The sequence below is a fragment of the Deltaproteobacteria bacterium genome (assembly GCA_029860075.1).
Classification (GTDB): Bacteria; Desulfobacterota; JADFVX01; order JADFVX01; family JADFVX01; genus JAOUBX01.
The window spans coordinates 1-20,788 of the sequence record JAOUBX010000078.1 but is presented as its reverse complement, the minus strand read 5'-3'; the positions used below and the strand labels follow the sequence as shown (position 1 = coordinate 20,788).

Here is a 20,788-nt window from a genome sequence, read left to right as displayed (position 1 = left end):
AATGCCAAGGAATGTTTCTAAAGCATCATGATAATTATCTGATAGATCAGGCGATATCGGATATTTATCAAGAATGGACTGTTTTGTGCGTTCGATTGGTTCTTTATTCCATGTCTTGAAAACTTCAAAATCTTTACCGTTGGTCAAGACAGTTATTGGAGCACGAGCTAAACAGGCATAAGATGTTGCCTGTTCAATATCATCATCTGTAAAATCAATTGTGTCTTTTTTTACCTCTATTACAAATAAGTTTTCATCATTTCTTTTAACCAAAATATCTGCACGAGGGGAACCTTGTTTGATCTGCTTTTCTGTATCAATGCGCACAACACCTTTTCCAAAGTGAAGTTTGAAACTGGCTTCACAACTAAATTCATCTTTATTAAAACCAATGCTTTCAAGCCAAGGAATGACTATTTTAACTCTAATATCTTCTTCTGAATTAAATATAGTTGATTTCATTTTTGAATCTCTAACTCTTTAATCTAAAAAAGCCCGTCCCTTGCATAGCTGGGTTAACTACTATATTTTTCTAAATACTCAGGAAATGTTGAATATCTTTTGATACCCTTTTTCTTTTTGTTTTTTCCAAGCACCGTTTCGTCTATTCGGTTTTGTAAATATTGGCATAAGGAATCAAATACATTTAAGGGCAACATATCCCACTTCGCTCCAAATTTCCTTTGAATAGTTTTATAGAATATAGCGTAATTCATTTTACCTGTACCAACTTCAGCTTTCTTGAATTCATGGTACCTATCAATGAGCCTTTTTACATAATTTCTATGATCCCTATTTGCTCCAATACATCCTTCAGGTGCATTTAATTTTATTACTTTATTTGTTGAATTTATTTCAAGCTTATTAGCCAAAATCCCCGTGTTTATAGAGTTTCTTAAATTAATAACATTTGAAGGTTTCTTTTTTTTAATATATGGATGTCTGCCATTAGCAAGGGCAACCTTTAACCTTAATATTTGGGATTCAGAATAATCTCCAGCGGTGACTTTTCCATGACAGTTTTTACATAATAAAATCATATTGTCTTCATCATGTACTTCTACCAACTTGAACGGTTGTATATGATGTATGTCAAAGGTAGAAACATCCGTTTCGCCGCACATTGGACACATCATTCCAGCTTCTTGAAATATAAGTTTTTTTATTTTCTCAGGAATTGATTTGCGAGACATATATTATTTCTTCCCAGCTAATAGGTGATATAAACAGCCGATATATTCAATATTTATTATGATCGTATATTACAATATCTACGATTTGAATTGTTGACTGATTGTTTCAATCTATTATTAGAAACATATTACAGGAAATAATGCAAATTACTATTTGTAGAAATCTACAAAATTTCAAGGAAGGTGATTGTTAAGGATGAAGGAAAAAATAGCAATTTCAAATTGTGCTATATTTGTGCTAGAAATTATCCAAAAGGGTGGAATTTATAGAAATGACCGTAATTAATGGAATAGCTTTAAGGTGTTGAATTATAAGGAATTACGGGAAACCAAGCCCAGAATCAGAGTCTACTAAAAATGTCCTTAACGTGCTCATAACCCGAAGGTCGCTGGTTCGAATCCAGCCCCCGCTGCCAAAGATATCAAGGGTTTACGGTTTTCCGTGAGCCCTTTTTTACTGGATTTTCCTTTTGCTGAATCCACTCACTAACTTTTTAAAGATTAATGGCTGCAAGTAAAGGGTTTTCTGCCTGAAGAAGAGGATGACCACTCTTTTTCCAACCACTCTTCTACATTTCCATTCACTCGGCATATCACTTGTATTTTTATCTACAGTAACCGTTGTTACTGTAATCGGGGTTGTGCAAAGAAATTTTACGACAGGTAAAAGAACTAATTGAACTTGTAAAGATAAGCAATCAAGTAAAGATCATAAACACTTGTACCTTTTTGTCTCAAAAAAATCAGTCATTTTTATCAAATAAGACTAACGGGTAATAAAATTATCGGGCCGTCGCATTTCAAAGGCCATCGATCCGATGGAATTGTCTTTGGCATTTATTTTGTCAACTACGTATTTCAGAGATAGCTTTCTCGGCAGACGATCGGTTTTCCCGATATATGCTCCATTTACTAAAAACCTGCGCAACATCTGCCTGGTTTTACGTCCTGAGAAATAAAACTGGTCAAGTCCCACTTTTCCACCAGCCAATAGATCGTCAAAAGCGATCTGGCTGGCAGTGCGCACGGCATTACCGGTTTTAACTTCATTGTTAACCAAGTGCTTTTTCATTTGTTCAATGGATAATACATCGATGTAACGGCGAATTACTCCGCTTTTTGGCAGCGTAGGCAGGTTCAATAATTGCTGCTTGGCTGTTTTACCTACATTTACTTTCAAATGCAGTTGCATACCGACAACAACGTGGCTTAAGGACTTCAAATAATTGTGGATGGCATGCTCCCCTATGTTTCCGATGGTGCCGTTCATTTTACGGGTCAGCTGTTTTCCCAGATCGGCCAGTTGCGTTGCATGCTGGGCCTGGGTAATCAGGCCTTTGCTTAACTTGTCGTCTAAAGCCTGCCTGCCGAACTTTAACCGTGATGCTCTTGCAGACTTATGCATACGGGAGAAGGAGGTGTTATTATGCACCCAAACGGCATCCTTATGATAACTTGCAGCGCTATCTTCAGAATCAACAGCAAAGTAAGTATGCCAATCATCTACTTCAATATCGTAAGTATTAAGGGCCTCATTTAAAGTAATTAACTCCACTTTTTCCACGGCAGCCCTTTCGCCGTTTTCCAATATCAATTGGTCATTCTTTTCAACTTCACTGAGGGCCACCCAGGCCTGCCGGTTTTCCACCCATATTTTATGGGCCGGCGTACCTTCTAATTGAAGGGTCTTTTTTCTGTTTTTATATTCCAGCTGAATTAACTCATCAGCTTGCGAACGGGATATTTCCGTAATTTCCTTATAAGCCACTTTACCGGTTTGATCGTTTCGCGACAGCACTTTATGGCCCCTCTCCAGCTTTTCTATCGCAACATAGCCTTCATTGGTAGACACTAATGTCCCTTCCGTAAAAGAGTTGCCCGGGATAGCGCTGCTGCCGTTCAAAACGGTATTTAAAATAAGCGACTGAGTAAAATCATCACCATAAACGCCCACGTCAATGGCCGTTTCCAGACTTGTTTCCAAAGCAACAGCCGCCGTATTTGCAAATGTTTTTGTTGCCGGTGAAGCGAGGGCCGCCATTCCCCCTAACATCCTTGATGCGCCACCGGTTACGGCCCCTATAGCAAAATCCTGCATGCCTTGTTCAAAGGTATAATTAACACCCACATATTGAGATGCACCGTAACTGATTGCTGTGCTTGTTAACCCGGCTTTAGCCATAATAACCAGGCCCGGCGCAGCAGCAATCGCCGCCGGAGCCAGACCGACAATAATAACACCGCCCACTGTGTATTCCATGGCTTTGATAACGGTCGGTGTGGGATGCACTTTTTGTGTAGCCTGTAAAATCCGGTCCCAGTTTTCGATTAAATACAAACGGCCATCCACTTCGGGAGAACGCCGGTAATCTGCTACTGAAGTGGCTGACAGTTCATCATAGGTTAATGCGGAAAACCCGTCATAACGCTTTGACCGCGCTAAATAAGGCATGCGGGTCGTGCCGCCCTCAATGTAACGCTCTTCACGAATATGGGACAAATCGTGCCCCTGATAATTCCTGAAATAAGTAAAGCCCGTCGTTTCCGTCGCATTGGCTTTACTTAAAAAGCTCATACCGCCGCTGATACCTTCATGAACGTAATAAGATGCTAAGGGTTCGCTTATATCGTCATTTTTTCGGCGATCCATGCGTAAAATTTCGTTAACTGCGGCGCCGGGAATATACCTGGCCAATAAGGTTTTTTGCGTATTGCCGCCATCATATTCAATTTCAGCAATTACCTGTTTGCCGCTATATAAAAAGCGAATATCTTTTCTGTTATGAATATTTAAAACAACACCCGGTGTGGCCCTGTTTCGCTGGAATACGCGGCGTCCCAGACCATCGTAATAATATTCAATATTACCGCGCATATTGCGGGCTTCTACCCAGATATCTTCCACCCTGACTAAGCGGCTCTGAAAATCATAAAAATAACGGAAACGGCCATCGTCGGTAACATTGCCGTTGGCATCGTATTGATATTGCCGGTTATCGCTGATCCCGCGTTCATTAAGGGCAACATCAAACAGTTGGGATTCATCATAGGCATGATTACCGGTAGGCCTTAGATGGCGCAGTTTATTTTCACGCAATACTTTGGTCCGCGCATTGCTGACCTGCCCTCCCTGATTATGTGTAAAACGGTTGTAACGCAGTCGTGTCGGTGCCGCGCCCGTTCCTGACGGATCGTTATAAGAAACATCAATGACTTCTGATAATAAGCCTGTACGATTATAACGCCGGTAGGTCTTCTGTATGGCCTGCTGAGGAGTTGCGCCGCGGCTTTCCACTGCCAGAAAACGTGATTCACTATGGGTCACTCTTCCATTCCCCTTGTAGTGGGGCATAAAACTGGAAGACTGCTTTATAAACTGAGCATTGTCATCAAACTTTATTTCCCTGGAATCCACCAGGCGGCCCTTGTCATAACGGGCATAAGAACGCCATATTTCTTTATTCAGTATGGCATCTGTCGTCAGGGCTTCAACAGGGCGCCGCGCATTATCATAAATAATATAATTCCCAAACCGCTGATCACCGGTAAGCCGGCCCGACAAACGATTAACGCCGGAATAGTAATAACTTGATGTTTCATTCAATGCCTCTACGGAAATAACCCGGCCAAGTTTATCGAGACGATTTTGAACCTGAATATTGCCCGCCAATGAGGGGAACTTTACATTGATTTGAGAAAAACGATTACCGCGGTCATATTCAACGGTTTGCCTGTCATTCCTGAATTCCTGTTCTTCTTTAGTAATATTGCCCAGGCCGTCATAACTTAATGAAACCTTTACAGGAGCGCCCACGGGACCATTTTCCGCATAGGTTAAACGTCCCAGACCATCATAACGGTAGCGCAATCTGCTGATCATGGGAAAAAACTGATGCCCCGAATAATTAACTTCCACCGCTTCGGCCTTGCCCAATTTGTTATAGCGCGTACCGACTGTGTTGCCATTGGGTTGCACTACCGTCATTCTCAGTGTGGACTCATCGTAACGGTAACGGGTTGTTGCGTTGCGCTTTCTGTCTTCCACTGTTTTTCGGCGGCCCAGACTATCGTAAGTAAAACGCTGGTCCGATAGCGTAGAGCTTATGCGCTTTACCATACCCGCTTCATTGTATTCATAACGGATTCTATTGGAGGGCAAATTATCAGCAAGCTTGTTACCCAGACTGTCATAGGTAAAAACAGATAAACGATTACCCTGATCCAGTATGCCCCGCACTGCCCCATCGCTGTTATAAAACAAATGGTATGACTCCGAAGGGGGCAGTTCTTTTTTTATTAACCTGTCCAGGGCATCATAATGAAAGGCGCTGATATAGGAACCCGTGCCGGCGCGCAGCTGCTTCCGACTTCTGTCATAGCTATTTTCCCGGTCCTTTTGCACTACTGAAGTCAGGCGTCCACCACTGTCGTAGGTGTATTTACTTTCATTACCTTCGGGATCTTTTAAAAAAGCCAGTTTTTTTGCCGGTGTGTATTTTCTCTCTTCCACTCCTCCGTTGGGGTGAATGACTTTTTCCGGCAATATTGCCCTGTTGTATACCCAAAGTGTTTCTGCCGCCTGAGAGCCCCCTGTCAAAAGGTGGACTCTCGTTTTTACTAAATTATTCATGGCGTCATACTCACGCTCGGCTTTATAAAGTGTGCCACCGGAATTATTGCCAAGTCCCTTGTCGCCCATATATTCCAGTAATAGAGGATTGCCGTTGGGATCGAGCGTCATGGCAAGGCCGCCGCCATTATCATCACCTTCCACAATCAAACGGTCAAAACCGTCATAATCATAATCACTTATACGGTTACCTGCTTTTTCTGACCGAATAAGGTTGCCGTTGAGGTCATAATCAAAACGTGTCGTCCGTGCTTGCGAAGTGCCTGCCGCCTGTGTTAAGGAAATTAATAAATCCCTGCCGTCAAAACGCTGGCTTGTGGTAACACTCTGCCCGGCCGCAGCAGGGGAAGGCTGTGTAAATGACGTAATATTGCCATTACCGTCGTATTGCCATTGCAAATGCTTTGTTTTTTGTCCGGCAGTTACGATCTCTGTGCGCTTACGGTTCAAGACATCATAGGTAAAGCCGGTGACAACGTCCTGAATACCACCGGGCCGAGGGCTTGGGGGTGCTCCGGAAGTAAAATTATCTTTCACTTCTTTTCTTATTGACAGGAGGTTTCCATTGTAGTCGTAACGGTAATCGGTGCGATTATTAAAACCGCCAAAGTCGTCAATCCTCGTTGTAACATATCCTCGCTTATCGACGGTGTACTTAATGCGGGTTCCTGAAGGTGTCGTTTCTTCAATGACAAAACCTAATTCATCATTTTTATAACGGTGTGAACCATCAGGGTAGTTAATGGCAACGAGGTAAGCAAATGCGCCATAGCTGAATGTTGTTTTTGAATTATCCGTATCGGTGAAGCCCGTTAACTGTCCGTTATTGCTATAACGATAATACTGTTTTAAATCCCTTAAGGGTGCATGGCCACCGACACGCGTTAATGGAGGCAAGACTTTCTCAACGGGATTTCCATTATAGCCATTACCCTTATCATATTTGTAAATATATTCAATCTCATTGTTCCTGGCGTCAATCTCTTTTTCTACCTGGTTATAGAGCTTTTCATACCGCCATTGAGTGGAAATTTCCCGGTAAGGGTCTCTTGCCTGATTGGAGCGCCGGATAATCTTTTTCAGATTCCCCCGGGCCAAATTATTTTCATAAGTTAAGCCCCGATCTTTCCAGTTCCTTACAGGCCCTAACGTTACCTGCCGGTTTTTACCTTCATATTCGTAAACAATGCTGTTTCCTGCCGGATTTTCAACTTCAGTGCGCTGACCGTCGCTGTTGTATTTATAGGTCGTCGTCCAGGGTCCTCTGTCCGGTCCGCTTGCACCGGTCTTTTTTAACGTTTCAATAACCGATCCGGCGGGGCCGTCTTTTAAGGTGTATTCCAGGCGATTTTGGTTAGGATCAATAATGGTCACGGTGCTTTGGTTAAAAGATAATTGATAAGAGGTGCTGCCAAGCTTTTGTTCTCTTAATTCATAGCTTTGGCTGGAATTCATGTCATACCGGTTAATTAAATAGGCCGGTCCTGAACTCAAGGATTCATTGGGGGCTTTAATGCTGGTCAGCAGATAGTAGTCATCTTTTTTCTCATGAGTATATCGGGTAATATAAAGGGCATTGCCGAATTGCTGTTCTGCTTCCTCTAAAACCGGATCAAGACCGGCCATTGCATATTCGAATTCAACCGTGCGGCCGCTAAAATCCGTTATTCGGGTAATGACGGGCACAGGAATTGTCGATGAAATATACCGGCATAAAAAGTTGGTGCCAAAGGTTTCATATTCACGGGTAGAGCGGGTGTCAACAATGTACTCCCGCTTTTCCGTATCGATGATTTTAGACAGCATGGGGCTTTGGGTTAAAGGATGCCACTGCCCTTCATATTGAAACTCCATCCTGTTTTCGTGACGATCTATCTGATATATTATCTGCCCGCGGCAATTAAAAACGTAGCGAGTGCCCTCTGGATCACGCAACACATAAAAAATGGATTCATTATGCGCGTTATCCACGTTCACATGAGAAGCAAAAGGATGCCTATCCGGGTCAGCCAGCACATAACGCTGAATTTCATGAAAGGCTCCCGGCGGCGACTGATAGGTTGTTACATAGGCTTTAAACTCTTTATTGAAATTTAACACCTGGCGCCATTCACTGTGCTTTTCCACATAATGATCACGGCGGCCCGAACCGTTAAAATAATACAATTGCGGCTGGTCCCGCGTTGTGTCTTCCACAAAGAGCCCGTTATGCTCATGCTGCACAATGGGTACGATCCGTTTATTTAAATTGAAGTCCCAGTTGTAACCGATGACACCGCCCTTCTTGATCTTAATGTTGCTGCGATAAAAACGCTGAAAACGAAAGGGGAAGCCCGTAGACTTAACATAAAGGTCCTCCTGTGTTTCAAAAAAGGCGCCGTCGTGCAAAAAGGCCTGATGGGCGCCCATGGCCGGTTCCTGCATGGCTTCCTGTTTGTCGGGCGGTTCGAGGGGATCTTTGGTTACAGGGAAGAAAATAACATTTTCAACCATGCCGCAACAGCTGTCGGCCTTGTCCGGGAATTGAGGCACAGGATTTACAGGCGGCCAGTCCGGTGGTGTCAGAAAAATATCCTCTTCTTCCTCCTCTTCCCGGGGACCTTCAGTGGTCCCGGGGCCGCTATTGCTGCCTCGCTCTCTGGTATGACCATTATTTGTGCGCGCAATAACTTCTCCATTATTATTGATCTTTCTTACTTCTACTAATTCAAAATCGCCTCCGGCAACAGGGTATTTTATTTCCCTTGCCGTCTCTCCCATCCAGAGGCAACCCCTGCGTTCCCCGTCAGCGTTTTCAGACCAGCCTGCCACAAAACGGTCATCATTAATGGAAAGGCCCTGGGCACGGTCGCCGCCAAGGGTGTTTAACAACTCGAAGCGGTTATCGCCTGTCTCCCATATAATCGCCTGTTGCCTGCCATTGCTGAAAGTGACTGTCCCGACGGCGGCGCCATGATTATTAATATCATTAACTTCACTTTCAAGCACATCCGGCGGCAAGGCCAGGGGCTGCATTTTGCTGTTTTCCCAAAACAGGGCCCTGTTGAGACCTTCCACAGTCCTGTTAGCGACAAGCTGCCGCTTATTATTAATAGCGCTTACAAGGGCATTCTTTATCTCCAGTTCGCTCCATTCTCCTTGAGGTGTTTGTAAAAAAGTTTTTTCTATTATTTTTTCTGAATGGGGAACCCTTCCCCGCAAAACAAGATTATTGTTATCATTCACTGCCAGCAAAACAAGATTTTCCAGTTCAAGATCTTCAAATGGCACAAAAACTTGATCACGCCACCGGCCAAGCCGGACTTGTTCATTTTCATTTTTTTGGTATACCCATACATTCTCATCAACGATAGCAGCTATTTGTATGGGCAATTCACTTTCTATGAGAGTAATTTCACCATCGCTTTGAATAAAAGGGGTGGCCTTCTTTGCTAACTGAGGTCCGGAACCATTAGCCCCGTCTTCCAAATATTGAAACTGACCGCCATAGACGCCCTTTTGATTAAGCGCATTGATAAGAATATTTTTGGCCTTTGCCTCACTTGGCGAATACCGGCGGTAGAAAAGGTGCGAAGGATTTTTCCGCCAATGGTCAGGTATTGAAAGGGAGGCAGGCAAAGGGGCAGATTTTGTGTTCTCCTGTTTTTGTTGCCGCCCTCTGTTTTGGCTGCTCTTTTCATCGGAATTCCTGTCGCAGGAGGAACAAAAGAGAAGAAAAAAAACAAAAAAAACGAACAAGCGCTTGCACATTAGCATACCCCTTTTTAAAAAAGTTTTAATATAAAGTAAAAAGCCGTCCAATTAATATCATCAGATGCCCGCCTTAGCCTGAAAAATAATTTTATATCATATTTTTTACCCTATTGCGCGACACATATTGCTATTTATAATAAATATTTTGCCTGCTTAAACCCTTTGGGATTTGTCCACTGAAAATAGAGAATAATCGGGAAAAGAAAGAGAAAACGGGAGGATAGGGACATCATGCCATAGGCTGTATGAAGGCCATCTTTTCAGTCTCCCTCCTGGAGCCGGAAAAAACTCTCCCGGAAACAGAACCTATTGGTCGTTTATTCCATCTAAAAGCTATAATAGAAATAGTGCCAAGATGAATCCCTTTAACTTATAATAGATTCATCTGCCGAGCATAGTAAGCGTAAAGGAGCAGGAAATGAACCGGAAAGTGGCTAATAAACTATTGATTGTATCGGGAATTGTATTCTTTATTGCCGCTTTCAGATATTTTGAACTGGGCCAATATCTGACATTGGCCTACATTAAGGCTTCCCAGGAAAGTTTTCAGAGCATGTACAGTGAAAATAGTCTGGCTGTTATTTCAGGCTATATGGCTATATATATTCTTGTGACGGCCCTGTCTCTCCCCGGAGCTGCGGTGATGACGCTTGCCGGCGGGGCGCTCTTCGGTTTATTTGCCGGGACGATTATTGTCTCCTTTGCAAGCACCATCGGGGCGACACTCGCCTGTTTGGCGGCCCGCTTTCTCTTGAGGGACTGGGTCCAGGAGAAGTTCGGAGATAAGTTGAAAACCATTAATGACGGTATTCACAGGGAAGGCTCCTTTTATCTTTTCACAATGAGACTGATCCCGGTTTTTCCCTTTTTTATGATCAACCTTGCCATGGGACTTACAAAAATGCGGCTTCGTTCCTTTTTCTGGGTATCACAGCTGGGCATGTTTGCCGGGACGGTTGTTTATGTAAACGCCGGAAAGGAACTGGCAAAAATTGATACCCTCGCCGGAATTCTTTCACCGGGTCTGCTTTTTTCTTTCGTCCTGCTGGGGCTTTTCCCAATTACGGCAAAAAAGCTGATTGCCCTTTACAGGCAAAGAGCAATGAAGACGGTCGGCAACAGCAGCTCCTGCTCCTGAAAGAAGGACAAACTTTCATTCAGCAAATACTCCCGTGCTGATCAAAAAAACCTTTGTCCATTTACAAAGGCTCCCTTCCTATATTATATTAACTGGCGAGTATCTTAAATAAGAGCTACAGGGGATTTATGCAGCCAGGCAGAATTATATCGGGTCTAATGACCCTGGTTTATTCCGTTATCGCTCATTTTATGTGGGAAACGGAGGGATGGTTTTTTCTAACAACCTATATGGTTCTTCCACTGGGCGCCATATGGTTCGGCAGGGAGATTGGTGATTTCGCCACTTTAGCCAACCTGAATGCTGAAGAGCCCGATCCATTGCCGGGCTTTATTGTTGTTTTTATGGGCTGGTTGCTTATGGTCCCGCCGCTTATTGCATTAATCATCTACACTTAAGGCAGGGATTCAATGACTAAAGCCCTAATCTTTATTCTTCTTGTCATTATCTTCGCTGCCCTTTTTGTTGCAATATATTTGATGAACAGAAGGCGGGGAAAACAGATCCTGGAAGATGCCTTCGAACTTGAAGAGAAAGCCATCTATGGCCCGGCCTGCTACCTCGCTGCTGTGGCAGCCGGCCACGGGGCAGACCGCAGGGAGTGCGATGAAATGATCATTTTTTTATGGGAGAGATACGGCCCCTTCGATCTCTCAAAAGAACTTTCAACGCTCAAAAAGGAAAAGCCCGAGTATGAAAGTTACGGGCAGGGACAGCACATCAGAATCGAAGACTATATCCGTAAAAGCATATCAAAAAATAATTAAAAACAGTTTTCTACTTTAGAGGCAGCGCTACCCTGTCCCATTTGATCGTCCCGCCTTTTGACGCCTCAAAGTTCCATGACCAGTAGACCCTGGTCACCTTTCCAACAATCTTTTCTTTGGGGATAAAGCCAAGGATGCGGCTGTCCATGCTATAGCTCCTGTTGTCACCGAGCACAAAATAATTGTCGGGAGGAACGACTTTAAGTTTGAAGGTAATATCTTCCATGAGGTTCGCCTCAGGGAGAATCTTGTCATCGTAATATCCATAAGATTCTTTTAAGGCCTTGCCATTGACGAGAACGTCCCTGCCGTCAACCTCGACCTTATCACCGGGAAGGGCGACGATTCTTCGAATAATGTGATCACCGGTAATCTTTGAAAGACCCTTGTAGGCCTCTTCGTCGTAAGAAATAGAAACAATATCGTCCTTTTTGGGCTCTCCAAGCCGGTAGGCAAGCTTATTTATAAGCAACACATCGTGCTTTAATATTGCCGGTTCCATGGCGATTGTATTGGTAAGCGATGCCCTTGTTACGGTGCTGCCGATTAATATATCGATTAGCGGATTGACGGTGAAAAGAAGCAGTAAAAATACAGTGGCATATATCCAGCCGCGGTTGAACCATTGCAAGCGGTAATTTTTATCCTCTTTGCCTGCCAAACGGTAGGCATCAAAGGCAATGGCGAAAAAAGTTATGACCGGTATGGCAAATAGAACGACGCCGGCCTTACTATTTACAAACATAAAGGCAATGGCGATTAACCAGGAAATAAGGATGATGGAAAAGTATAAAACAATTCCCCTTACAAGGTAACCTGCATATTGCTGGCCAAGTCCGGGACAAATGGACATCAAAAATGCTACCACAGGTTTCCTTGTGCTTATTTCCCCATTTGCACTTATTTCTTTTAATTTTTCTAACATGACGCCCCCAACTAATTAAGGTTAGCATTATAAAAAGCACAGTCTATTTGATATCATTCCGATAGTCAACGACGATATGGAGAAAAGTTAGCTTAAATGTTGCCCACCTGTAGAAAATAGGTTAGAATCGACACAATTTCCTCTCTCGAAAGGTGAATAAATTGAAAAAAGTCGAAGATGCGATAAAAATTGTCCTTGAAAAGGCGGAGACCACAGCCGCTGAAAGGGTGGCCATTACAGAGGCTGATGGAAGGGTCATTGCCGAAGATATATTGAGCCCTGTTTTTCACCCGCCTGCTGATAATTCCGCCATGGACGGCTTTGCCGTCAGGTGGGAGGATGTGAAAGACGCTTCACCGGAAAATCCTGTCAAACTGAAGGTACTGCAAGACGTTCATGCAGGAGAGAAACCGGAACATGCCCTCGGCAAGGGCGAAGCAACAAGCATCATGACGGGAGCACCCCTGCCGGAGGGCGCCGATACGGTGATCAGGGTGGAAGATACAAACCGGTCGAGAGGGGAAGTTATTGAAATATACAAAGGGGGAAAAAAGGGGCAGGATATTAGGAGGAAGGGTGAAAATATACAAAAGGGTGATGCCGTCTATGAAAGAGGCACGCTAATCGGACCTGCCGAAGCGGGCATGCTCGCCCTTATGGGAAAACCCGTGGTTACCGTCTTTAGAAAGCCACTCGTTGCCGTTCTCGTAACAGGTGATGAAATCAGGGATCTCGATGAACCTTATAATGAAGAGAAAATCACTAACTCCAACGGCTATGCCCTGGCAGCGCAAGTCAAAGAAGCAGGCGGCCTGCCGCTGCTCCTGGGAATTGCGAAAGATACTAAAGAAGATCTCCGCAATAAACTAAATGAAGCCCTCAAGGCCGATGTGGTGATTACCTCCGGTGGCGTTTCCATGGGCTACCATGACTATGTTAAAGATGTTTTACAGGAACTGGGCGTTGAAATCAAATTCTGGCGTGTCGATATGCGGCCGGGCCATCCTGTTGCCTTCGGAAGACTGGGAGACAAACCCGTCTTCGGCCTTCCGGGAAATCCCGTTTCTACCATGGTCTCTTTCGAACAGTTCGTAAGACCGCTCCTCCGTTCCATGGGAGGCTGCAGGGAACCCTTCAGGCCCGTCGTAGATGCCGAACTGACGGAAACCGTTATGAGCAAGAAAGGAAGAAAGCATTTTATAAGAGGCAAGCTCTTTTTTGAAGAAGGCAAATATAAGGTAGAAACTACCGGCGCTCAGGGGAGCGGAATCCTGCTTTCCATGTCAAGGGCAAACTGTCTCATCGTTATCCCCGACGAAGGGGGAGAGTTCAAGGCAGGCACAAAGGTGAAAGCACAACTCCTGGGAAGGCAGGAGAAAGGGATGGAGATGTTGGGATTTTAGGATATGCGGAGAAACTTAAAGGGGACACAGATAAAAGCTTTTAGAATGCATGAATAAATTAAACTAATCAAAGCAACATAATCACACAACCAAACCAAACTTAATGCCTCATAGCGTAGACATAAAAAAAGAAGCACTCATCATTCCCCGTTCCGAACACCCTCTTTCCAGGAAGCTGATCAGCGAAAACGCTTTAAAAGTGCTCCGGCGCTTAAGGCGTTTTGACTACATTGCTTATCTGGCAGGCGGGGGCGTCAGAGACATCCTGCTTGGCCGGGAGCCGAAAGATTTCGATATTGTCACCAATGCAACACCGGAAGAGATAAAGAAGGTTTTCAGGAATGCCTTTCTCATCGGCAAGCGCTTCAGGATTGCCCATATCCGCTTTAAGGGGGAAATCATCGAAGTTTCCACTTTCCGCTCCCTGGCGGATGAAGGTGGCGAAAACAAGGCGGAAGAATCCGAAAATCAGGAGGTCCCTTCAGGGAACAGTAATAATGAAATTGGTGATTCGAGAAAGAAACCTTTTGAAGGGAGGCTGCAATCGGAAGAAGGATTGATCCTGAGGGACAATGTGTGGGGGACACCGGAGGAAGATGCCGCCCGGCGGGACTTTACAGTCAATGCCCTCTTTTATGATATAAAGGACTTTTCAATTATCGACTATACGGGGGGACTGGAAGATTTAAAGGCAGGCAGGCTGAAAATGATCGGCCATCCGGCGCTTCGCTATCGTGAGGACCCTGTGAGAATGTTGAGAGCCGTCAGGTTTGCTGCCAAACTCGGTTTTATTATCGATGATGAAAGCTTTCGTCCCATTACAGAGCAAAAGGAAGATATTCTCAAAGCCAACGCTTCAAGGCTCTATGAAGAACTTCAGAAGCTCTGGATCTCTGATGAAGCTGAAAAAGGTTACCAGCTCATGCGAAGTACGGGACTTTTTGCTGTACTCTTTCCGGAGGTTGAAAACTGGCTTTCTATTGAAGAGGAGGGTTATCCCCATACTTTCCTTGGCCGCGCCTTTCAGTGGATTGAAAAAGAAATAAGCCGGGATAAAAAGATCTCCCCGGCGCTTCTCTTTGCAATTATCCTCTCAGGCCCTATTGAAGAAAGGGCCCACCGCATACAGGAAGAAAGAGAAGCGAAAAAAATCGTCATTTTTCCGGCCGTAAAAGAAGTCATCGAGCTTTTGCGGGAGCGGATTTCTATCCCGAAACGCGATACGGAAGCCATAAAGTCTATCCTCTACGGCATTCAGAGGTTTCCCCAGACAAAAGGGAAAAGGCCCTACCTTTGGAGGAACAACCCCTCCTTTGATGATGCCTATCGTTATTTTAAACTTAAAAGTAGAATAGACGGTTCCAATGGAGAACTCATCAACTGGTGGGAAGACTTTCTTGCGTCAGGCAGGGAATGGGTCGTAAAAAAGGAAAAAAAGAGGTACCGCAGTAAGAGAGGGAGAAGAGGAAAGGGGAAGACGCCGGTATGAGGAGGCTAAATATAAAAAGGCCCCGCCGGCCGGCGGGGCCTTTAGGGGTTTAAGGGTACCGCTTATTATTCTTTTGTAAATGTGGCATCTTCAACGATAACGTCATAAACATAACCGCTGCCGAAGTCCTTGTCCAGTCTGAGTGTCCCCTTGGCAACGACAATATCCCCGGGAGATGCCGTTTCTCTGGAGGTGATAACCAGGTCGTTTGTTCCCGCTTCGCCTGAACCATCCTGAATATGGTACCAGTTGGTATCGAGAATGGCCGGGTTGGCTTTTACAATTTTACCCCTGATTTCAATGCTCTTTTCAGCAAGCTCACCTTTTTTGGCAAAGACCTCACTTACCGTATAGCCGCCTTTGGCCTTCTTGATTTCACCTGCAGCAGGACCTGCCGTTTTTGCCGGGGCCCCTGCGCCGCCATGAGGTGATCCGGCACCGCCACCCGTCATATTATCAGCAGCAGCCGGGGCTGCGCCTTCCTTGCCTGCAACGGAAATCTGGGCTGAGAAAAGAATCGTTTCAAAGGTGCGGTTAAGGGACTTGCTCTGAAAGTTATGCATCTTTGATACACCGGTCAGCGTTACCTTGTCGCCTGCTTTTACTTCCGTTTGCGGCCCTGCCGCCCAGATCTTTTCGCCCCCTTTTTCCAGTTCCACATAAGTATAGTTGGCTGCATTTGTTGTGGAAAGAACCGTTCCCTCATAAGTTTGCTGCGGAGCTTCAAACATGATCTCCTTGTCGCCGGGTTCTGAAGCAGTCTTTTCAGTCGATTGCTTCTGGCATGCAGTCAACGCAATGCCAAGCATTAATACGGTTAACAGTTTAAACATATTTTTCATTTTTTACCCATCCTTAGTTAGAATTTTTTGAATCTTAAATTTTAACAAATTTTATTTGCCAATGGCAAGACTTCTTTAAATTTCCACCTGTGAGCCTGTCGGACTTAGGGCAAGTCTACTGCGAAATAGCCCTTTCGGCCGGATTTCCCAAGTACGGCAAACTCCTAGTAAAGCCTGAATATTACGGATATTGGCGCCCATATAAGAATCAGAAAAGTGGCCATAATGCAACTCGCTGCCAGTATAAGATGTAGATAGTTGTCACGACTTTTGTCACGGTAACCGAGAACAGAGGCGATCAAGGCGCCCGAGACCATTCCTCCGCCATGGCCCCAGTTATTTATTCCCGGCACGATAAATCCAAAAAGACCAAGAACAATGACCCAGCTAAAAAGTTCCTTGTATACGGCCTGTCCGTAGTTTCCTCCCCGGCTCTTTCCGTAGTAAAGCCCTGCGCCGATAAGAGCGCATACTGCCGCTGAAGCACCAATGGTAAACCGGATGCCGGCAACATAAGAGATGAGGAAGCCGCCTGCACCTCCCAGCGTATAGATGATGAGCATCCTGTTGGGGCCATATTCACGGACAATAAGCCTGCCCACCTGCCTGAGAGCCATCATATTAAAGAAAATATGAAGCAGGCCGCCGTGGAGATAGTTGGCTGATATAAGCGTCCACCATCTTCCGAGTTTGTCTATCGGCACCGTTCCCGTTGCACCCAGCAGAAGCATGGACCGGTCCGAGGGAGAGAGAAAAGAGAGGGGATTTCCGCCAAGCCCTATCCCGCCGGGATTAAAAAGAATAGAAACCACATAAAAAATAATATTTGTATAAATAATATAGGTAATAATATCCCCTGACGATATTTTTGCTACATATCCTTTCCATTTTGCTCCCGGTGAGTGCATACCGCAATGGGGACAGCGGGTTTCATCAGAGCTTATGAGCTTGCGGCAGTTGGGACACAATATGGCGCTGTATTGATTTTCAGACATAGGATTTACCGGGCTTATTGCCCCTCCAGGCAATGAATAAACTCATTTAGCAGTTACTTCCGGGCCTTGCAGCGCGGGAATAAATAAGGGATTTTTTCTGCATCAAAGAGATTAGAGGCCATTTAGGGATTTAAAGTTCACTAAAAATTTATTAGAACCGAAGATGATAAATACCGAAAAGATTTCCTTTGTCATCTGCGCCAAAGGAATATTTTCTTTCCATGGAATAGACAAAATCATTCCTGGCTTTTTTGTTGTATTTGTGAGCGCCCCCTGCCGCGCTGTATATGTTGCCGGCATACCAGCCTGCCTCAAAAAAAAGGAGTATTCCCCCAATGGCGTCTTCACCTTTCCTGAAGGCTTCCGCCGCTCCGGCAATAAAGGCGCCGTTTAAGAGAAAGGAAACGAGGGCATCCCTTTTTCTTCCCACATAAAGCTGACCTGCACCGGGAATTATGGCCGATAAGGTCCCTGCAAGGGAAGGTGATTTCCCGGGGAGTGTTTCACCCTTTTCAAGTTCTCTGGAGAGCCTCAGATATCTGCCCTGTTCCACTTCTCCCATCGCTTCGAAGGTGGCCGAAGCCTCCTTCCATCTGCCCATTTTCATAAGCGCCCGGCCCTCGCCTGCATAGGCCCTGTTTTTTTCCCGGAGCAAAGCGGCCTCTTTCCCGGCCAGCTTAAAAACCCTGAGCGCCTCTTCATAGTTTCCCGCTGCAAACCAGGCTTCTCCTTTCAGGAAAAGCGCTTCTCTGGAAAGAGGATCATCGCCATAGGACCGTCTGAACTTTTCAAGCGCCGAAAGGGCCGCCCTGAAGCGCTTCCCTTCCATGTAGGCAATGGCAACCTTGAGGCCCGCCTCCTTTGCAAGGTCTGTTTCAGGATAGAGGTGAATAAGCCTTTTATATTCCGTTATGGCCCTGTAGTAATCCTCCTCTTCAAAAAGGGAATCGGCAAAGGAAGCTATGTCCTGTGCCGAGGCAGCGGCAAAAGAAGCCGGAACAAAAGTAATGGTCAGAAGAATGACCGTAAAGAGCGGGATGAACACCTGCCGCCCGGCAATACTCACTTGCTCCACCAGAAATCGTTATATTCGACAGGGTCGTAATACCTCAACCTGCCGTATTTTATAATGCGGGGGGCAAAGGCCGCTTCGTCATATTCATGGAGAAGCCTGTCGGCGGTAAGGATGATTCCTTTCAGGGCGCCATGTTTTCTGAAGGCGTGAAGACCATAGGTTGAGCAGGTGGGGTACATATTGCATCGCTCCCCATCGACGGGAGAGACGTAACGCTGGAAACCCCTGATAAGAAAAATGAAGGGCTTTGCTCCCGAAACCTTATTATCTCTTGCCTGCTCCCCATGCAAGGTGGTCTCAATAACGGGAGAATCGCCACTTACCGACCAGGGACCTTCCATGGCGGGAGCCTCTTTCGCAGCCATTGCCAGAAAAACCATCGTTATAAGGGGAAATTGCCTCATTAACAAGCCTTTCAGGAATTAGGAAGCCCTACATTCCGTAAATTTCCGTTTCCGGCTGAAAGGCAGCCCAGGAAAACCAGAATGCCTTTCTTACAACGATCTCTTCACGGCCACCGTCTTTCCTGGCGGAAACAATCCCATTGGCATCGACGGAAAGGGTAAAATTAATGCCACCCACCGCATCAGAGAGGGTCGATCCTTTTTTCAGGTTGCCTTGACGGTAGGCCTTTGCAGACGAACCGATTACAATACCGTAGACTTCTTCCTTGTTTTTAATCCTTTTGTCTTCATGCTCAACTTCGAAAGGAATGAATTCATTGGAATAAAAATCGCTATAAACATTTTTCCCGTATTCTCTCCTATACCCCGTTTCGAGGGAGAGGACTTCCGTTTCAGGATATGATTTTTTCCAGTCGCTCCAGGAGGAAACCATGACAGGGATTGCTTCCAGTTCCTGCCCGGCGAGCCGCCCCAAAACGCATTTACCTGTATACTGGCTCCAGAGAGATTTTGTCTCCTTGTCAGTAAGCAGCGGATTGGCATTGTAAATCTTATCGCTCGCCTTAAAGGTAATTGCCTTATCAAGAACCCTTCTCTTATAAGCAAGTCCAAGGCGGGAAAGGGGATCATAGGTAATCATCAGCGCTTCTCCCCCGATCTCCTCGGAGACAATGGCGTGCCAGCGCATGATCTTGACGGGATAGGCCTTCTTTACACCGCCTCTGATGAATCCTATGACTTCATCATCCTCTTTCAGAAAAGAGGCCTCTGCTGCCTTAATGTATTTTGGCTCCGTAATGGGGGGAATATTCCCCCTGAAAGGAAGAACGGGGCTGATCTTTTCAGGAGAAACCGTATAAAGCATTCCCGTCTTGTTTACCGTTACCTCCTTGCCGAAGTTTTTTACGGTTTTCTCTTCCGTCTTGTCCAGCGATGGAGTACATGCCGGAAGAAGGAGAGAAAGAAGAAAGAGTAGAGCAATTTTATTCATTTATGACTCCTTAAGATATTCAATCGGACTATGTTAGCTAAATCAAGAGAAAACTTCAACCTGGAAAGAGCCGTTGGCCATCAATTTATAGTGAAATCTATTACTTTCACGGGTTTTTCGAAAAATTCCGGCTTCATGGGCCGCCTGGCGGGGTGTTTTTTTCAAGCGCCGTGGAATCAAGAGCTTGCGCCGGAAGCCGTGATCCCGGCGTCCCTTCCACATTCAGCAGTGAATTTGCCTTAAACCCCGCTTTGGCCCGGTTTTAGCCAAACATCCCTTTCATTCTGGCGATTGGGGACAAAGTTTGTTAAACTTGCCTAAAAAAGCAGAAAAGGGCTAACATGCACGACTTACCACTCCTGAAAGAAATCGTCATCCTCCTTTCTGTGTCAATTCTTACTTCCATCTTCTTTCATCGCATAAAGCTTCCCTCCATTGTCGGATTTATCATCGGTGGCGGTATCATAGGGCCATACGGCATCGGCCTTGTTCATGATGTGGAACTCGTTAACGTAATGGCCGAAATAGGCATTGTCCTTCTCCTCTTTACCATCGGTATCGAATTTTCCATTGCTGAAGTCATTAAAATCGGCACCAGAGGTCTTACGGCGGCTGTTTTACAGGTCATTGTTACGGTCTTTACCGTGGCAGGCATAGCCCACCTCTTCCACATACCTGCAGTGGAGGCCCTCTTTTTCGGTTTTGTCATATCCCTTAGCAGTACGGCAATCGTCATCAAGCTCTACACGGACCGGGGTGAAATGAATGCGCCATCGGGAAAACTCTCTCTTGCAACACTGCTGACACAGGATATGGCCATCGTCCCTATGGTTCTTTTCGTGCAGATTTTCGGTAAAGAGGGCGGCACATCGCTTATTGAAGTAGGCAGTGCACTGGGCATGGCAGCCCTGGCGGTTGTGGGAATTATCGTGTCAGCCTATTATATTGTTCCCGTATTTCTCCATCAGGTTGTTCGACTCAAGAGCCCCGAAGTACTTACCATGGCAGGTATTTTTATCTGTCTCGCTACGGCCTGGACCTCTTCGCATTTTGGTCTCTCTCTTGCCCTTGGCGCTTTTATTGCCGGCATTGTTATTTCTGAATCGGCATATAGCCATCAGATTACCGCATCAGTGCTTCCTTTCAGAGATATCTTTAACAGTATTTTCTTTATCTCCATCAG

Annotated in this window: 16 protein-coding genes; 7 read left to right on the top strand and 9 right to left on the bottom strand. The window is 45.3% G+C overall.

All coding sequences use genetic code 11. The features are described 5' to 3' along the window. The 3 genes from OEV42_17865 to OEV42_17855 form a co-directional block, all read right to left on the bottom strand. Positions 1-462, bottom strand: a 462-nt coding sequence (locus OEV42_17865; GenBank protein MDH3976143.1) for a type I restriction enzyme HsdR N-terminal domain-containing protein, incomplete at its 3' end; no start/stop codon positions are given. A 53-nt stretch (positions 463-515) separates the two neighbouring features. Then, the gene (locus OEV42_17860; GenBank protein MDH3976142.1) at positions 516-1,193 is read right to left on the bottom strand and encodes an HNH endonuclease; all 678 of its coding nucleotides are present in this window, start codon (positions 1,191-1,193) and stop codon (positions 516-518) included. Positions 1,194-1,959: 766 nt separating this feature from the next. Continuing rightward, on the bottom strand, positions 1,960-9,573 hold the full coding sequence (locus OEV42_17855) for a polymorphic toxin-type HINT domain-containing protein (protein ID MDH3976141.1): 7,614 nt from the start codon (positions 9,571-9,573) through the stop codon (positions 1,960-1,962). Between the two features lie 421 nt (positions 9,574-9,994). Between OEV42_17855 and OEV42_17850 the strand changes: the two genes are divergently transcribed. The 3 genes from OEV42_17850 (at position 9,995) to OEV42_17840 (ending at position 11,481) form a co-directional block, all read left to right on the top strand. Next, entirely contained in the window at positions 9,995-10,714 is a 720-nt protein-coding gene (locus OEV42_17850; protein ID MDH3976140.1) for a TVP38/TMEM64 family protein, read from the top strand. 128 nt (positions 10,715-10,842) lie between these two features. Continuing rightward, positions 10,843-11,112, top strand: a complete 270-nt coding sequence (locus tag OEV42_17845; protein MDH3976139.1) for a hypothetical protein — start codon at positions 10,843-10,845, stop codon at positions 11,110-11,112. Between the two features lie 12 nt (positions 11,113-11,124). Continuing rightward, positions 11,125-11,481: a hypothetical protein gene (locus tag OEV42_17840; protein MDH3976138.1), complete on the top strand. Its 357-nt coding sequence runs from the start codon at positions 11,125-11,127 to the stop codon at positions 11,479-11,481. A gap of 10 nt (positions 11,482-11,491) precedes the next feature. Here OEV42_17840 and lepB read toward each other — a convergent pair whose 3' ends face one another. Next, the gene (gene lepB / locus OEV42_17835; GenBank protein ID MDH3976137.1) at positions 11,492-12,406 is read right to left on the bottom strand and encodes a signal peptidase I; all 915 of its coding nucleotides are present in this window, start codon (positions 12,404-12,406) and stop codon (positions 11,492-11,494) included. Between the two features lie 152 nt (positions 12,407-12,558). Here lepB and OEV42_17830 point away from each other — a divergent pair, with 152 nt between their 5' ends. Continuing rightward, a complete protein-coding gene (locus tag OEV42_17830) occupies positions 12,559-13,809 on the top strand; it encodes a molybdopterin molybdotransferase MoeA (protein ID MDH3976136.1) in 1,251 nt (416 codons plus the stop codon). A 103-nt stretch (positions 13,810-13,912) separates the two neighbouring features. Continuing rightward, the gene (pcnB, locus tag OEV42_17825) at positions 13,913-15,298 is read left to right on the top strand and encodes a polynucleotide adenylyltransferase PcnB (protein ID MDH3976135.1); all 1,386 of its coding nucleotides are present in this window, start codon (positions 13,913-13,915) and stop codon (positions 15,296-15,298) included. Between the two features lie 65 nt (positions 15,299-15,363). On the opposite strand, the gene OEV42_17820 is transcribed toward pcnB, so the two are convergent. The 5 genes from OEV42_17820 to OEV42_17800 all read right to left on the bottom strand — a co-directional run bounded on the left by OEV42_17820 (position 15,364) and on the right by OEV42_17800 (position 19,605). Beyond that, positions 15,364-16,140, bottom strand: coding sequence for a hypothetical protein (locus tag OEV42_17820; protein ID MDH3976134.1), 777 nt, complete (start codon positions 16,138-16,140; stop codon positions 15,364-15,366). A gap of 164 nt (positions 16,141-16,304) precedes the next feature. Beyond that, positions 16,305-17,135 (bottom strand): rhomboid family intramembrane serine protease, encoded by an 831-nt coding sequence (locus OEV42_17815; GenBank protein ID MDH3976133.1) that lies wholly within the window; start codon positions 17,133-17,135, stop codon positions 16,305-16,307. 151 nt (positions 17,136-17,286) lie between these two features. Next, positions 17,287-18,201, bottom strand: a complete 915-nt coding sequence (locus tag OEV42_17810; GenBank protein ID MDH3976132.1) for a tetratricopeptide repeat protein — start codon at positions 18,199-18,201, stop codon at positions 17,287-17,289. After that, positions 18,198-18,614, bottom strand: coding sequence for a membrane protein insertion efficiency factor YidD (yidD, locus tag OEV42_17805; GenBank protein MDH3976131.1), 417 nt, complete (start codon positions 18,612-18,614; stop codon positions 18,198-18,200). Before yidD ends, OEV42_17810 begins: the two co-directional genes overlap by 4 nt. A gap of 28 nt (positions 18,615-18,642) precedes the next feature. Beyond that, a complete protein-coding gene (locus OEV42_17800; protein MDH3976130.1) occupies positions 18,643-19,605 on the bottom strand; it encodes a DUF3179 domain-containing protein in 963 nt (320 codons plus the stop codon). Between the two features lie 30 nt (positions 19,606-19,635). Between OEV42_17800 and OEV42_17795 the strand changes: the two genes are divergently transcribed. Together OEV42_17795 and OEV42_17790 are read left to right on the top strand one after the other, a co-directional pair. Next, positions 19,636-19,848: a hypothetical protein gene (locus tag OEV42_17795; GenBank protein MDH3976129.1), complete on the top strand. Its 213-nt coding sequence runs from the start codon at positions 19,636-19,638 to the stop codon at positions 19,846-19,848. 98 nt (positions 19,849-19,946) lie between these two features. Beyond that, the coding region (locus OEV42_17790) for a cation:proton antiporter (protein MDH3976128.1) at positions 19,947-20,788 on the top strand (842 nt) is incomplete at its 3' end.